Consider the following 13,831-nt stretch of genomic DNA (forward strand, 5'->3'; position numbering starts at 1 on the left):
TGTTTTTTATTGCATCATCTTGACAAAATCGGTTTCCGTCACCACGGGAACCCCCAATTTTTGAGCTGCCTTCTGCTTGGTACTGACCGGACCATCCCCAACGACCAAATAGTCTGTGTTTGTGGAGACACTAGCAGGGGTTTGACCGCCGGCGGCTCGCACTTTTTTCTGAGCCTCTTTCCGATCCAACAGCGTGAGTGTGCCTGTAAAGACAACACTTTTGCCAAATAACGGATGCGTATTATCAAACGTTGCTTGAACGGGTTTAGCGATGGTTATGTGCCCAAGCAACGCGTCGATTTCTTTGTCAAAGGCCTTAAATCCCGCGGGGATGGAGCGAGCGATAGACTCACCTATGCCATAGATGCTCGTAAATTCTTCGAAACTGGCTTGGCGCAAGCGCTCTAGCGAACCAAAATGATTGGCAATGGTCTCTGCAATGGTGGGGCCTAAATCGTCGAAACCCAGCGCAGTCAGGAAATTAGGCAATGAGATGGTGCGCTTTTGCTCGATTTGAGCAAGCAGCTTCTTAGCTAGGGTTTCGCCCATGCGCTCCAGAGAAAGCAGTTGCTCAAGGGTAAGTTTGAATAAATCCACTGGTTCTTTGAGTAAATCTGCTTCGATTAATTTACGCACGATTTTATCGCCAAAGCCTTCAAGCTCCAGTACCGAGCAAAAGTGTAGCAGTCTAGATGCAATGATGTCCGGGCAGACTCCAGGCTCCGGGCAATGTAAAAACTCACCCTCAATCACTGTCATTTTGCCGCAAGAGGGGCAGGTCAGCGGGTAGGGTAGCGGCTCACCGACCGATTCAATGACTTGGTCCACATGCGGGATAACGCCCCCGCGTCTGACCACTTCAATCACCGCGCTGCGACTTAAACCTAAAGCGCTAAATAAAGTCAGGTTGTGCAAAGAAGCTCTAGACACCATCGCGCCAGAGACCCATACGGGTTCAAAAATCGCCACCGGCGTGATGACGCCCGTACGTGCCACAGACCATTCGACATCTGTTAGCTGGGTATGGGCGCTTTCGCCTTGAAATTTATAAGCGATGCTCCATTTGGGGTGATGGGCGGTGATGCCTAACCTGGCGTGCTCGCTGACGTTGTTGGCTCTGAACACCACACCATCGATTTCGTAATCTAACTCGGCCCGTTTTTCCTTGTAATCGAGATAAGCCTGCTCGCATTCATCAGGCGAATGAAGCGCGGCGACTGGCATCGCGTCAAAGCCCAGCGCTTTTAAGCAGGCAAACTTTTCGACTTCAGTGGCAAGGCCACTTCCATCAACATCATAGGCAAAAAATGATAAGCCGTAAGCTGCGGATTTGTCTGGCTCTTTTTGTTTAAGAGCGCCGCCAGCTAAGTTGCGAGGGTTAGAAAATTCGTCTTCATAAAACTTTCTAAAACGGGAAAGGGTCATATAAACCTCTCCCCGAACTTCGATTTTTTTTAAAGTGATTTGCTGCGGGATACCTGCAATCCTGCGGACATTCGCCGTGATATCTTCACCCTGATCTCCGTCTCCCCGCGTGGCCGCCAGTTTTAACCGGCCTGCGTCATCATAATGTATGGCGCAAGCAATGCCATCGATTTTAGGCATGGCAAGGACATCGCCCTGAATCTTGTCAAACCATTTAGTGAAAGCGTCTAAATCGTAACATTTATCCAGCGAAAGCATGGGCCTGCTGTGGACGATACGTTTTTGGTTGCCGGTTAAATCGGAGCCAACATCGGTCAATGCCGGGGAGTTGGGATGCAAGGAGCGCAAACGCTCAACCAGTCTGTCAAACTCAGTGTCAGAAATAGTCGGTGCGTTGAGAACGAAATAAGCATGATTATGCTGGCGAATCTGGTCTTCGAGTTGTTGGATTTCGTCTTGCATTGGATACAGAAATCCATATCAGTGGCGGTAGATATGAGCAACCTTCATTCGTCAGGAGCATTATTTCAGCAGTTGATGAATGCGGTCAGCACGTTCTGGCGTATCGTCCCTGATCCAGATTAACTCAGGTGTCAGGCGTAGTTTTACCTGACGACCGATTTCTTGCCTTAAGGCTTTTTTCTCTTGTTCCAAATAAACCAGCGTTTGCTGGCATTTTTCGTCAGAGCCAAAAAGCGAAAAGAATACTTTGGCGGCACTTAAATCAGGCGTTACTTCTACATCCAGGATCGTCAAAAACGCTGGGGTTTTTAAAAGCTTTGCTGAGAGCACCTTTTGGATCTCAGACCCGACGCGTTTAGGACGGATGGACATATTTAAGCCTGTGCTCCTTGCTCAGGTGCTGGGGCTTTAACTTTGGGCTCGTCTTTAATCGCACGGTCCAGTTTAGCAGCCACTTGTTTGAGTTCGTAGCATTCCAAAATGTCGCCGATTTGCACGTCATCGAAGTGATCAAGACCAATACCGCACTCGTAACCATTGGTGACTTCTTTCGCGTCATCTTTGAAGCGCTTAAGACTTGCAATGGTGCCTTCGTGCATGGTCTTAGGACCACGCTTGACTCTGATCTTACCTGAACGGATAATCTTACCATCGAGGACATAAGAGCCCGCGATTTTGCCAAGTTTATCCACTGGGAACACCGCACGTACTTCGGCTTTACCGAGATAGTTTTCTTCGAATACCGGAGCGAGCATACCTGCCATGGCGAGTTTTACTTCGTCTAGCATGGTGTAAATAATGCTGTAGGATCGAATGTCCACTTTTTCTTGCATTGCCAGCGTGTGTGCTTTGCTGTCTGGCTTGGTGTTAAAACCAATGATAATCGCCTTCGAAGCAAGCGCCAAGTTGACGTCGTTTTCGGTGATGGTACCCACGCCCGAATGGACGATGTCGACCGTCACCAGTCTGGTGGACAGACCTCTCAAGGAGGATACCAAAGCTTCAACAGAACCGTAAGCATCAGCTTTGACGATCAAGCGCAATGACTGGCCTTTGTCTTTTGGCGAGCTTTGCAAGAAGTTTTCCAGCGTAACGCGGGAGAACTTGAGCAGTTCTTGTTCACGAATCTTAATGGCGCGATGGTCAGCAATGGTTTTCGCCGCTTTATCGTCAGCGACCACGTTGAACTTATCACCGGCCATTGGAACACCGGAGAGACCCAAGACTTGCACAGCCATTGAAGGTGTTGCAAATTCCACGCGGTTACCTGTGGAGTCGTACATGGCGCGGACACGACCGAAATGCTCGCCTGCAACAATGCAATCGCCTTGTTTCAGAGTGCCACCTTCGGACAATACGGTTGCGACAGGACCACGGCCTTTATCGAGCTTCGCTTCGATAACAGCACCGATGGCTGGCTTGTCGTAGTTGGCTTTGAGTTCCATCACTTCGGACTGAGTCAAAATACCATCCAACAACTCGTCTAGACCGGTCTTTTTCAAAGCCGATACTTTAAATGCTTGGGTATCGCCGCCCCATTCTTCTACGACAACGCCGTGTTCAGAAAGCTGCTGCAAGACGCGTTCTGGTTTCGCATTGCCGGAGTCCATTTTATTAATGGCAACGATTAACGGAACCTTCGCATCTTTAGCATGATTAATGGCTTCGATGGTCTGAGGCATCACCCCATCATCAGCGGCCACAACCAAAATAACGATATCGGTGACTTGAGCACCGCGAGCACGCATTTCGGTGAATGCTTCGTGGCCAGGTGTATCGAGGAAAGTGACCAGGCCGCGCGCGGTTTGAACGGTATAAGCACCAATATGCTGCGTGATACCACCAGCTTCGCCTGCTGCCACTTTGGCTTGACGGATAGCGTCCAGCACGCTGGTTTTACCGTGATCGACGTGACCCATGACAGTAACCACAGGGGGCCTGGAGGTGAGATTTTCAGAAGTATCTTCCACGCCTTTGAGCAACGTGGTTTCTTCAAAGCCCACATTTTTAACTTCGTAGTCGAACTCGCTGGCAATAATAGAGACGGTATCTGGATCAATCGGCTGATTGACCGTAACCATCATGCCCATACTCATCAGCTTGGTGACCAATTGGCCTGCTTTTACAGACATTTGATGCGCTAGATCATTAACAGTAATCGGCCCTGAAAGCTCGACCACACGTTTATGAGCAGCGGCTTGCGTTAAGACAGTCGCTTTGCCAGGTTTTCGAACGCCACGGCGTTTTTTGCCAGAGTTCGACCAGAGTTCATAACCACCAGAACCCATTTCAGAGCGCTGATCTTTGTTATGGCCTCCGCCGAAAGATGTGCCGCCTTTTTTCTTGGCTGGGCGCATGCCTGGACGTGGAGGGCCGCCGGGGCCAGATGGGCCACCGGAGGGTGGCTGGGCGCCAATGCGAATTTCGCGAACTTGAGTAAATGGTCCCGGACGCGGGCCACCCATAGGCGGTCTTGGTCTGAATGAACGATTCTCGCCAGCGAGTCGTGCCCTGATGGCGTTTGGATCAATCACGCGCACAACGTTTTGTGCTGATAAAGGGGGTTTTAGGGGCGCTGCAGCGGTGCCTGCTGGCGCAGCAGGAGCGTTAACAGCCGCTGTCGCTGGAGCGGCAGGAGCGTTTGTGGCAACCTGTGTCACGGGCGCTCTGACAGCTGGAGCAGATTCAGATGGCGCCTGTGCAGTAGGTGTTTGAAACTGAGGCTGTGCGGATACTTCTTGCACGGGCTCGCGAACAGGCTCAACCGCAGCAGGAACAACTTCTTCGGGCTCGTCTTTACGACGTCTGAGAAGCGTTCGGGGCTTGGCAGAAGTGTCGACGCCACCTTGCAAGGCGTTTGCGACTTGATCTTCGTCGATATTACTCGAATGCGATTTCACGACGATGCCCTTAACCGCCAACTTGTTCAGTAACTCCTGATTTGAGAGGCCAAACCGTTTAGCTAGTTCATGTACCCGTACTTTCGCCATTCTTTTATAACTCCTGATCCGTTGGAATGCTTATACCCAAAATTGGCTTTTTAAAAGCCCTTGCGAAAGCTTTTCTATGAATTGCTTGTTCAAAACATTTGATAGTTTTGCACGTATAAGCTCCTCGCCCATCTAGGACATGGAGTTTATCCGTTTGCACCGATCCATCACCTAAGCGATAAAAACGCCACAGCTGGTCTATCTCACGGATAGACCGACAAGCAATGCACATACGAGTAATCAACTTCAAATTCCGAGCTGCTCTTTGGCTTGATTCAACAAGTCGATCGATTTTTCGATCGAAAAGCCCGTCACTTGTGCCAGATGGTCAGGCGTATCTAAAGCGATATCCGTTAAATCGGCATAAAAAGCATTGTTTAGAACTTCTAAATCTTCTGCGCTAAGTTCGGGTAAATTAATATCGCTACTTGGCTTTGCTTCCAAAGCAAAAAGTAATTTTGCTTTCTGTCTAGAAACAGGCAGCTTTTCTTCGGCCATAATAGAACCAGCACTTTTTTGAATCATTTCAATCAAGTTTTCTTGCATGCCAGGCAAGCCTTTGAGCAGTTCAGGATCAGCGCCAGCAATATCTTCAGCTTTTCTAAAACCGTGGTTGTACAAAGTTTGAATTTGTAGCTCGGTCAAGCCTTCGACTTGAGACAGCGAATACTGTGCGTCTTCTCTTTCCTTGGCAGCTTTGGATTCGGAATGGATATCAATCTTCCAACCGGTAAGCTCCGCAGCCAAACGAACGTTTTGGCCTCTTCGTCCGATCGCTAGCGAAAGCTGATCATCGGGGACGATAATTTGCATGGTGTGTTCGGCTTCGTTGACGAGCACGCGGGTAATTTCCGCTGGAGCAAGAGCGTTACACACAAAGCGAGCATCATCTTGATCGTAGGGAACGATATCGATCTTCTCACCTTTGAGCTCTTGCACCACAGCTTGAACGCGAGCGCCTTTCATACCCACGCAGGCGCCTACTGGATCAACATCGGAGTCCTTTGAGCGAACCGCGATCTTACTTCTAAAGCCTGGCTCTCTGGCTGCAGCTTCGATGCTGACAATGCCTTCTGCGATTTCGGGCACTTCTTGTTCAAACAACTTCACCACCACATTCGGGTGCGTTCTGGAAAGAATGATTTGTGAGCCGCGTGCTTCTTCGAGAACATCCAGCACATAAGCGACAATGCGATCGCCCACGCGGATGTTTTCTTTCATCACTTGTTCGCGGGTTGGGATAATGGCTTCGGCGCGACCGAGATCTACTACCACGCTGCCTTTTTCAAAGCGTCTGATAATGCCGGTGACCAGTTCGTCTTTGCGATCTTTGTATTCTTCGTAGACCAAAGAACGTTCCGCTTCGCGAACTTTTTGAACGATAATTTGTTTGGCGTTTTGCGCAGCGATACGGCCAAACTCGTTAGAGTCCAACTTGATGCCCAAATCTTCGCCCAGGGCGTCTTCGGTGAGGCCTGCGTCTAATTTTTTAGCAGCTTCGAAAGCGATTTCGACGCTTGGGTTTAAAACTTCTTTAACGATCTTTTTGAATTCGTAAACTTCGACTTCACCTGCGTCTGGGTTGTATCTAGCTTCCAAATCGGCAGAGGGACCGAGATTTTTTCGGGCAGCAGAGAGCATCGCGGATTCAAGCGCACTGATGATAATTTCTTTCTCAATATTCTTTTCTTTACCAACTTGCTCAATAACTGACTTCAAATCTAAGTTTGTTCTACTTTCCATTTTTCGCTCTCTCCGGGGTATATATGATGTTTGCTTCTCGAATATCATGCCAAGCAATTGGGCTTGAAACTGTGTCGACTTCGAGTGAAATTCCTGTGGTAGGGTCTACGCTTTTCAAAACACCGCGCAGGGTACCTGAAGATGTTTTGACACGTGCCATTTGGCTGATGCCATTGGTGAAATGGCTTTTTTTGGTCAGCGGTCTATCGAGGCCAGGGCTTGAAAGCTCCAGTTGATAGGCTCCGGCAAACCAATTGGCTTCGGCATTGCCGACATCCAAGGCATTAGAGAGCAGGCGACTTAAACTGCTCAATTCTTCTATAGAAGAGCGGTCAATAAACAGCGCCAGACAAGGTCTGCCTTTAAGTCCAGATACTTTAAGGGATACAAGTTCGCAGTTTTCGAGAGCTAAGATAGGCTCAACGTAATCGGCGATCTTTTGTTCTAGGGGGCCTAGGGGTTTTAAAAAGGGTTCTTTTTCAGACATTTAAAAATAAAAAGCCCAGCCCCTTCTGGTTTTCCAAAGAAAACCAGAAGAGCCCGGTACCAAGTTTTAAACGTCAAAGGCTCAAATGAGCTGGGCAAATATTGGTACCAATTTTGGTTTAGTAACGTGAAGAATCTCTGCCGTAGCCGCCGCCACCGCCGCTGCCACGGTTTCCACCGCGACCGCCGCCGCCGCCACCACCGCCGCCACCGTAGCCACCACCGCGACTGTCGTCACGAGGAGCCATTGGACGTGCTTCATTAACTGTGATTGCTCTACCTTCAAGGTTTGAGCCGTTCAATCTTTGAATCGCTTGTTCAGCTTGATCATCGGATGACATTTCCACGAAACCGAAGCCTTTGCTACGGCCGGAATGACGGTCCATAATGACGCGAGCTGAATCGACTTGGCCAAATGCTGCGAAAGCTTGAGCCAATGTATCGTCTGTGGCAGAAAAAGGGAGATTACCAACGTATAACTTTTTACCCATAACACCTCCTGGGGATAGGGACCGCTTCCGGAGGTTAAGCACCATGCCAACAGACTCGAATGAAGCGTTCTAACAGCCAGGCATCTTAGCTCACTGTTTTTAGCTTGGCAAGCCCCAACCAACCTAAAAAAGCATTTTTGGAGCGGTAAGGCCCAGGCGCGTCCACCTGATTTCATGCAGCAGCGCCGCCTGCAGTTCTGGATCGTGCCTCGAATTAGGCAAGTCTGCTAAGACACTTTTATACAAGGAAACCACTTTACGACGTACATTTTCAGAGCGCCCGGCAGCAAAATGGACATCGCGTATAAGACAGATCATTCTAAAAGCAGCCCGTCTACTCCAGATCCTGTCCTTTTGTTCAACGACTTCTCGATACTTAACAATTGCTTTCGGAAGCAAAAGCCTCGTCTCGAGCTTTTCGGCCTGTCTATAAGTTGCTTCCGCTTGATTCAAGGCGAATGCAGTTAAAGCTTGCGTTAATATGATAAAAAACCAAATTTTCATGGCGCGCCTATTAAATAGGCTTATCTAGAAAATAGTCAATCTAGAGCTTCTTAAAGGCTGTTTCGCTGTGCCACTGATCTGGGTGGTGTAGATCGGGGATGGTGGTTTTACATACACCCGTTGCGATTGTCACTTCCGGATTTTCTGCACTGGTCAATCTGATACCACATTCGCTGGTGAATGAGAGCATTCCATTTGTGCCGGCGACAGAAATGGCCATTCGAGCATTTCTATCTGGCATGACGTGTATTCCCAGAGGTTCAAAGTGGTGGAATAAAAGCCCAACGTCATGGGCGAAACTGCCTTGGTGTAGAAGATGAGCGTATTTGTCCGCTTCCAGTACCGTGGCGCCAGTATCGCCCATGAGCGTATGGTATTGCTGCGGATCAAAATCACCCTTCGGCAACTGGGTGTTGTTGATTTGTACAATCATTGTCCGATTTAAGTCTTTGCTGATTTGGTGGTGGAGCTGAGATGGTTTATCTGAGAAATAGGCTACCTGCGGTGCCAATAAATCCTCTGGATTTACCAATTTGGATGAGTCAGTAACAAGAGGAGTGTTGGGAATTCGTGAGCCGAGTTCGCTTCTTAATCGATGTTCCTCAGATACATATTCAATCGCAGGCGTTTGATTGCTTCTCCATTTGCCAGAGATAAGGTCGCCGACTTGCTTGGCTTGCGCGCTAATAGAGCTTAAATAGTCAATGCCAGCTTTTAGAGGTGCTGTTGCCAAATTCGCTGCCCATTGCAACCAACCAGGATTTTTAGGCTCCGCGACAGGTGTTTCTGAAGGTGAAACTCTGTAGGGCTCGGTATCATTGGAGTCGAAAGATGAAAAGCCAGAACCAGTGCCCAAAGGTTTGTCCGGCCCTTCTTCGTGAAGCATTTCAGGGGATTTCGGGCGAATTGGTTCAGCCATGCAAATCTATTGTATCATAGCTCTGCACTTGCATAGTTGCTTAGATATTATTCTTCTTCGCCTGAAACTGTAACGTCGTATGCGCCCAAGGCTTCCAATAGCTCTTCTAGCGCATCTACTGCATTGGCAGAATCCAAGGTGATTGTCACGCGGTTGCTTCTGGAGCGTGCAACCGGCGCATCTTCCCAATTGGCTTCGTCTTTTTCAATAATATATTCGTCAGCGGCAACACCGAAATCTTCGAACAGATCAGGAACATCTTCCTCATGGTCGCCTTCCATGATCCAGGAGAACCAGCTATTTAGTGCTTTGGCGGCTTGTTTCGAAGTTTCATCAGTATCAAAAGTGGCAATTAACTCAATTTCATCCATTGGAATTCTCCATATCGGGAATCAAAACACGGTGCAAAGAAAAAAATCAAGAGAGTCCCAACCATTTTTCCGCAAGTTCTTCTGCTTCGAAGTCTCTAAATTCTTGTTTAGCCCATAAAACTTTGCCGTCGTACGTCCGTTTGGAGAAGTCTAAGGGCAAATAAGCGCGTCTGTCTGCAGCGAAGAACTCAGTTAAGACGCCGTCGAAATATTCAGTGAGCAGCTCATGGTCAGCGTCTTCGCTGACGAATACAAACTCATGCGCGCGCTTTGACGTTCCTAAAAGGGCTTTGAGCCAAAATCCGTCCTTATCTTTTAATAGACTGACAGACAGTTCTTCAGAGGGCTCTAAATGGGATTGATGCTTAATTTGCAAAATATTCTGAATCATTTTTCGGATTCCTTATTGGGAGCCGGGGGCCCGGCTTGCTGGTTAATGGAATTTCATGGTGCAGTCGAGATGCCATTGGCATTTACTGCATTGAAAGAAGTCTCATCGGGCGAAATTATTGCGTATTTAGATCCTTTTGGCAATTTAGGCTCAGGCTTTGAAGGCCTAGATCTACTATTAAGCAAACCCGAAAGTTTAACCGGCGCCTTGGCAATGAGTTCTGCGTTGCTGGCAACGCCCGGCATTGATCTGTTGATATTAGATTCTTTGTTTTGGATGCCCGGCAAGCTCTCGGATTTCGAACAGGCGCTTAGGCACTTGGCTTTAGAAGCTGCAAAACACCAAAAGCGGGTGGTTTTAATCAACCCTGAAAATGGGATAAGAAAATGGCTGCTAAAAAGTTTGAAAACTTTTTGCAGCCAGCAAATCAGGATAGCTGATTAGGGTAGGTTAAGGAACATTGCGAACAAGGATTTGGTCACGTTCAAAACGAACCAAAACCACACCACCTTTGTCCGTTCCAAGCGGTGCCAAAGGCAAACGCAAGAAAGGGCCACCGGCATGAATGCGCTGGGCTTTGTACAAGCGTTCTTGGCCGGTAGAAGGCACCGAACGTCCGCGTGTACCAGGACCGTGGTGTTTATTAATGTAAGCATCCAAAGTTTCGGTCTTCTTGCCGGCAGCTCTTAACTCTTTAACTGCTCTGCGAAGCAAAGAGGCAATGTTTTTTCTACCCTTCAATAACCTTTCAACGCCATCCATACCTTCAATAAGATATGCAATTTGGATGTCTTTAAAAGAAACCAAAGTTCTTTTATTTTTTGTTTTTTCTGTAGCCATAAATTCCTCTTTGTTATAAACCGAGAAAAGAGTTGTCTAAATCTTTTAATAAGTCAACTGGGTCTTCTATTCCAACTGAAAGACGAATTAATCCATCTACTATTCCGAGCTCTTTTCTTACTTCCAAAGGCACTGATGCATGGGTCATCATAACAGGCAGCCCAATTAGGCTTTCTACGCCTCCTAAACTTTCCGCGCACTGAAATAATCGAGTTGATTCAGTAAACTGTTTAGCCTTACTTAAGCCTCCTTTTATTACAAAGGAGATCATAGCACCTGGTAGCTTCATTTGTTTCAGGCAAAGGTCGTATTGCGGATGATTTTTTAGGCCTGGATAAATTAGCTTTTCGACCTGAGAATGATTCTCTAAAAATGAGACGATCTTTTGAGTGTTCTCACAGTGTGCTTTCATGCGAACGGCCAGCGTTTTGGTTCCTCTGAGCGTTAAAAAACAATCAAATGGTGCTGCTACGCCTCCGGTTGAGTTGGAAACAAATGCGATTCGCTCAGCCCAGCCCGCATCGCTGGTCACGATGGCGCCGCCGAGCACATCGCTATGACCGCCCAAATATTTAGTGGTCGAATGCACGACCAAATCTGCCCCAAGCGCTAGAGGTTGCTGCAAATACGGGCTAGCAAAAGTATTATCCACTGCCACGGGGATTTTTTGAGCATGGGCGATTTGGCATACGGCTGCGATATCTACTAACTTCAGCATCGGATTGGTGGGCGTTTCAAGCCAAATTAGCTTGGTGTTTTTTCGCAGGGCAGGTCCCAGCTTGTTCACATCACTCAAATCCACGAAAGTGCTTTCAATGCCTAAGCGGCCAAATACCTGTGTTAATAGCCGGCGGGTTCCGCCGTATAAGTCATCGACTGCCACAATGTGATCACCTGCCGACAGACACATGAACAAAGTGGTCATGGCAGCGCAGCCAGAAGAGAAGGCAAAGCCGTGATCGCCGCCTTCGAGCGCAGCTAAATTATCCTGCAGCGCCGTTCGAGTTGGATTATGCGACCTGGTGTACTCATAGCCCTTGTGTTTCCCGGGAGATTCTTGGACATAGGTGGAGGACAGATAGATCGGAGTCATGATGGCCCCGGTCTCAAGGTCAGGATGTTGGCCGGCGTGAATACATCGGGTCGCGAAAGCGTTCTCTGAATGCGTCATAATCAAGGAGATTAATCGTGAAAACTCTTAAAAACCACACAATTTTTATTACCGGAGCAAGCCGTGGCATCGGCCGCGAGATCGCACTCAGATGCGCTAGAGACGGTGCCAATATTGTCATCGCTGCCAAAAGCGCCGAACCACACGCTAAATTACCAGGCACCATTTTCTCGGTGGCCAAAGAAGTAGAAGAAGCCGGGGGCAAAGCGTTACCCCTCCAGCTAGATGTTCGCGACACAGACCAAATCGCCCAGGTTGTTCAAAAAGCAGCCATTCACTTCGGCGGTATTGACGTTTTGGTAAACAACGCTGGCGCCATCAGGCTCACCAGCACCGATGCAACCCCAGCCAAATCTTTCGATCTGATGATGGGCGTGAATGCCCGAGCTACGTTTTTTTGTTCGCAAGCCTGCTTGCCTTATCTCGAAAAATCGCAAAATGCGCACATCTTAAATTTATCGCCGCCCATTACTTTTGAGCCAAAATGGCTTCAAAATAACCTGGCTTACACCATGACCAAGTACGGCATGAGCTTATGCACCGTGGGTATGGCAGCGGAGTTTCGCGACAAGCGTATCTCCGTGAACTCACTATGGCCAAGAACAGCCATTTGGACCGCTGCCATTGATATGTTGATGGGCGAAGATGCAATGAATAAATCTCGTAAACCGGCCATCGTGTCCGATGCCGCGCACGCCTTATTTCTGACACCAGGCGGTGAAATAACCGGTCAGTGGCTGATAGACGATGATTTCCTAAAATCCCAAGGCATTACGGATTTTGATCAATACGCATGTGTGCCGGGAACGACAGACTTGATTCCGGACTTTTTTGTGTAATTTCTAAAGCAAGCACGATGCCAAACCCCAGCACCAACAAAGCCGTCTGCGGCAGGAGCTGGGCGAGCTTGCTTTTTCTCATAAAAAATAATGCCACGATAACCAGCAACGCCGCGCCATATGCTGCCAGCCAACAGACAATAAGCGCCGGCGCCAACAAACAAAATACATACTCCGCATGGGCAAACTGCCGACCAAAGCGAACAGCCAAAGTTTTTTTGTGAGCGATTTTGTCTTGGTCGATATCGCGCAAGTTATTAACCACCAAGATGGCGCAAGCAAGAAGCCCAAGGGCTATGCCAGCCAGCGCCGCCTCCCAGCTAAATGCCAAGCTTTGAACATAATAAGTTCCAGCCACGGCAACAGGGCCAAAAAAAATCAGCACAAATAGCTCACCCAGGCCAACATAGGCCAGCGCATAAGGTCCCGCTGTGTAAGCAATCCCAGCAGCAATCGAGAAAACACCGATCACCAAGATTGGCAAGCCGCCTCTAAAAACCAGCACCAGGCCCAGCATCGCCGCGACCGCAAACACGCCTATAAATGCATTTCGAACGGCCAATGGCGAAATCAAACCGCCAGCGCTCGCCCGCACCGGCCCCACACGCGCCGCAGTATCCGCCCCTTTTTTGAAGTCATAATAGTCATTGCAAAGATTGGTACCAATCTGGATGAGTATCGCCGTAGCAAAAATAAGCGCACTATACTCTGCGGAAAAAAAGCCATCTCGCCAAGAGTAGGCGCTGCCTACCAAGACAGGCGCTAAGGCCACCGTTAACGTTTTAGGCCGCGCGGCCAAAAGCCAGTTTTTCACAGTGAAATGCAAACCGGTTCGCAAGCAGGGTAGTGGGGCAGCTCCAAAAACATCTCTTCCCGAAGCACTTCGGTTAAATCGATCACGTCTGGCTTTTCAAGTTCCAAGTTCATATCAAGCTCAAGACCGACCACAATCTCCTCCAAGCATCGCACACAAGGATGCGACAGAGAAAACACACCCCGGCCCGTGATCGTTGCATTGTCGCCTTTTCGGTCTATCTGCAAACTTAATTCAGTTTCCGCCAGGGCTTTAAAAGCCATTTCTCGGCCCGGCTCGTCCAACAGCTCAGAGACTTGAGCGATGCTGAGGCGTTCTGTCTTGGTGATGCCAACTTCAGGAATATGCTCAAATCGAATGGAATTCATCCCATAGACTAATCCTA

At 48.5% G+C, this 13,831-nt stretch carries 15 protein-coding genes and 1 pseudogene; 2 read left to right on the forward strand and 14 right to left on the reverse strand.

The annotated features are described in order from the left end of the window. Positions 1–6 precede the first annotated feature (6 nt). The 10 genes and pseudogenes from ligA to V4534_08970 form a co-directional block, all read right to left on the reverse strand. Positions 7–1,887: an NAD-dependent DNA ligase LigA gene (gene ligA / locus V4534_08925; protein ID MES2504984.1), complete on the reverse strand. Its 1,881-nt coding sequence runs from the start codon at positions 1,885–1,887 to the stop codon at positions 7–9. Positions 1,888–1,947: 60 nt separating this feature from the next. After that, positions 1,948–2,259, reverse strand: a complete 312-nt coding sequence (gene rbfA / locus V4534_08930; GenBank protein ID MES2504985.1) for a 30S ribosome-binding factor RbfA — start codon at positions 2,257–2,259, stop codon at positions 1,948–1,950. Positions 2,260–2,261: 2 nt separating this feature from the next. Then, a complete protein-coding gene (infB, locus tag V4534_08935) occupies positions 2,262–4,877 on the reverse strand; it encodes a translation initiation factor IF-2 (GenBank protein MES2504986.1) in 2,616 nt (871 codons plus the stop codon). 246 nt (positions 4,878–5,123) lie between these two features. Continuing rightward, positions 5,124–6,620: a transcription termination factor NusA gene (gene nusA, locus V4534_08940; protein ID MES2504987.1), complete on the reverse strand. Its 1,497-nt coding sequence runs from the start codon at positions 6,618–6,620 to the stop codon at positions 5,124–5,126. Then, positions 6,610–7,107 carry a hypothetical protein gene (locus tag V4534_08945; protein ID MES2504988.1) on the reverse strand — a complete coding sequence of 166 codons (498 nt, stop codon included), beginning with the start codon at positions 7,105–7,107 and terminating at the stop codon, positions 6,610–6,612. The genes nusA and V4534_08945 overlap by 11 nt, the downstream gene beginning before the upstream one ends. Before the next feature lie 139 nt (positions 7,108–7,246). Next, a pseudogene (locus V4534_08950) lies at positions 7,247–7,597 on the reverse strand (RNA-binding protein). Between the two features lie 123 nt (positions 7,598–7,720). Beyond that, positions 7,721–8,101, reverse strand: coding sequence for a hypothetical protein (locus V4534_08955; protein MES2504989.1), 381 nt, complete (start codon positions 8,099–8,101; stop codon positions 7,721–7,723). Between the two features lie 40 nt (positions 8,102–8,141). Continuing rightward, positions 8,142–9,020 carry a hypothetical protein gene (locus tag V4534_08960; protein MES2504990.1) on the reverse strand — a complete coding sequence of 293 codons (879 nt, stop codon included), beginning with the start codon at positions 9,018–9,020 and terminating at the stop codon, positions 8,142–8,144. A gap of 47 nt (positions 9,021–9,067) precedes the next feature. Next, positions 9,068–9,391, reverse strand: a complete 324-nt coding sequence (locus V4534_08965; GenBank protein MES2504991.1) for a hypothetical protein — start codon at positions 9,389–9,391, stop codon at positions 9,068–9,070. A 46-nt stretch (positions 9,392–9,437) separates the two neighbouring features. Then, positions 9,438–9,782: a hypothetical protein gene (locus tag V4534_08970; protein MES2504992.1), complete on the reverse strand. Its 345-nt coding sequence runs from the start codon at positions 9,780–9,782 to the stop codon at positions 9,438–9,440. A 69-nt stretch (positions 9,783–9,851) separates the two neighbouring features. Here V4534_08970 and V4534_08975 point away from each other — a divergent pair, with 69 nt between their 5' ends. Beyond that, positions 9,852–10,226, forward strand: a complete 375-nt coding sequence (locus V4534_08975; protein MES2504993.1) for a hypothetical protein — start codon at positions 9,852–9,854, stop codon at positions 10,224–10,226. A 6-nt stretch (positions 10,227–10,232) separates the two neighbouring features. Here the strand turns inward: V4534_08975 and V4534_08980 are convergent, their stop codons facing one another. Together V4534_08980 and V4534_08985 are read right to left on the reverse strand one after the other, a co-directional pair. Continuing rightward, on the reverse strand, positions 10,233–10,622 hold the full coding sequence (locus tag V4534_08980) for a hypothetical protein (GenBank protein MES2504994.1): 390 nt from the start codon (positions 10,620–10,622) through the stop codon (positions 10,233–10,235). Between the two features lie 13 nt (positions 10,623–10,635). Next, the gene (locus V4534_08985; GenBank protein MES2504995.1) at positions 10,636–11,793 is read right to left on the reverse strand and encodes a PLP-dependent aspartate aminotransferase family protein; all 1,158 of its coding nucleotides are present in this window, start codon (positions 11,791–11,793) and stop codon (positions 10,636–10,638) included. A 17-nt stretch (positions 11,794–11,810) separates the two neighbouring features. Between V4534_08985 and V4534_08990 the strand changes: the two genes are divergently transcribed. Continuing rightward, positions 11,811–12,632 (forward strand): NAD(P)-dependent oxidoreductase, encoded by an 822-nt coding sequence (locus V4534_08990; GenBank protein MES2504996.1) that lies wholly within the window; start codon positions 11,811–11,813, stop codon positions 12,630–12,632. Here V4534_08990 and V4534_08995 read toward each other — a convergent pair. Both V4534_08995 and V4534_09000 read right to left on the reverse strand, forming a co-directional pair. Beyond that, a complete protein-coding gene (locus tag V4534_08995; GenBank protein MES2504997.1) occupies positions 12,565–13,446 on the reverse strand; it encodes a 1,4-dihydroxy-2-naphthoate polyprenyltransferase in 882 nt (293 codons plus the stop codon). The two genes, V4534_08990 and V4534_08995, sit on opposite strands and share 68 nt — an antisense overlap. Beyond that, positions 13,443–13,814 (reverse strand): hypothetical protein, encoded by a 372-nt coding sequence (locus V4534_09000; protein ID MES2504998.1) that lies wholly within the window; start codon positions 13,812–13,814, stop codon positions 13,443–13,445. Before V4534_09000 ends, V4534_08995 begins: the two co-directional genes overlap by 4 nt. Positions 13,815–13,831 lie beyond the last annotated feature (17 nt).

The sequence above is a fragment of the Myxococcota bacterium genome, from assembly GCA_040387835.1.
Classification (GTDB): domain Bacteria; phylum Myxococcota; class UBA727; order UBA727; family JABDBI01; genus JAZKCZ01.

Bases quoted from the DNA above. Each gene is read 5' to 3' on its own strand.
- ligA (MES2504984.1), bottom strand. From the start codon at position 1,887: ATGCAAGACGAAATCCAACAACTCGAAGACCAGATTCGCCAGCATAAT.
- rbfA (MES2504985.1), bottom strand. From the start codon at position 2,259: ATGTCCATCCGTCCTAAACGCGTCGGGTCTGAGATCCAAAAGGTGCTC.
- infB (MES2504986.1), bottom strand. From the start codon at position 4,877: ATGGCGAAAGTACGGGTACATGAACTAGCTAAACGGTTTGGCCTCTCA.
- nusA (MES2504987.1), bottom strand. From the start codon at position 6,620: ATGGAAAGTAGAACAAACTTAGATTTGAAGTCAGTTATTGAGCAAGTT.
- V4534_08945 (MES2504988.1), bottom strand. From the start codon at position 7,107: ATGTCTGAAAAAGAACCCTTTTTAAAACCCCTAGGCCCCCTAGAACAA.
- V4534_08955 (MES2504989.1), bottom strand. From the start codon at position 8,101: ATGAAAATTTGGTTTTTTATCATATTAACGCAAGCTTTAACTGCATTC.
- V4534_08960 (MES2504990.1), bottom strand. From the start codon at position 9,020: ATGGCTGAACCAATTCGCCCGAAATCCCCTGAAATGCTTCACGAAGAA.
- V4534_08965 (MES2504991.1), bottom strand. From the start codon at position 9,391: ATGGATGAAATTGAGTTAATTGCCACTTTTGATACTGATGAAACTTCG.
- V4534_08970 (MES2504992.1), bottom strand. From the start codon at position 9,782: ATGATTCAGAATATTTTGCAAATTAAGCATCAATCCCATTTAGAGCCC.
- V4534_08975 (MES2504993.1), top strand. From the start codon at position 9,852: ATGCCATTGGCATTTACTGCATTGAAAGAAGTCTCATCGGGCGAAATT.
- V4534_08980 (MES2504994.1), bottom strand. From the start codon at position 10,622: ATGGCTACAGAAAAAACAAAAAATAAAAGAACTTTGGTTTCTTTTAAA.
- V4534_08985 (MES2504995.1), bottom strand. From the start codon at position 11,793: ATGACGCATTCAGAGAACGCTTTCGCGACCCGATGTATTCACGCCGGC.
- V4534_09000 (MES2504998.1), bottom strand. From the start codon at position 13,814: ATGAATTCCATTCGATTTGAGCATATTCCTGAAGTTGGCATCACCAAG.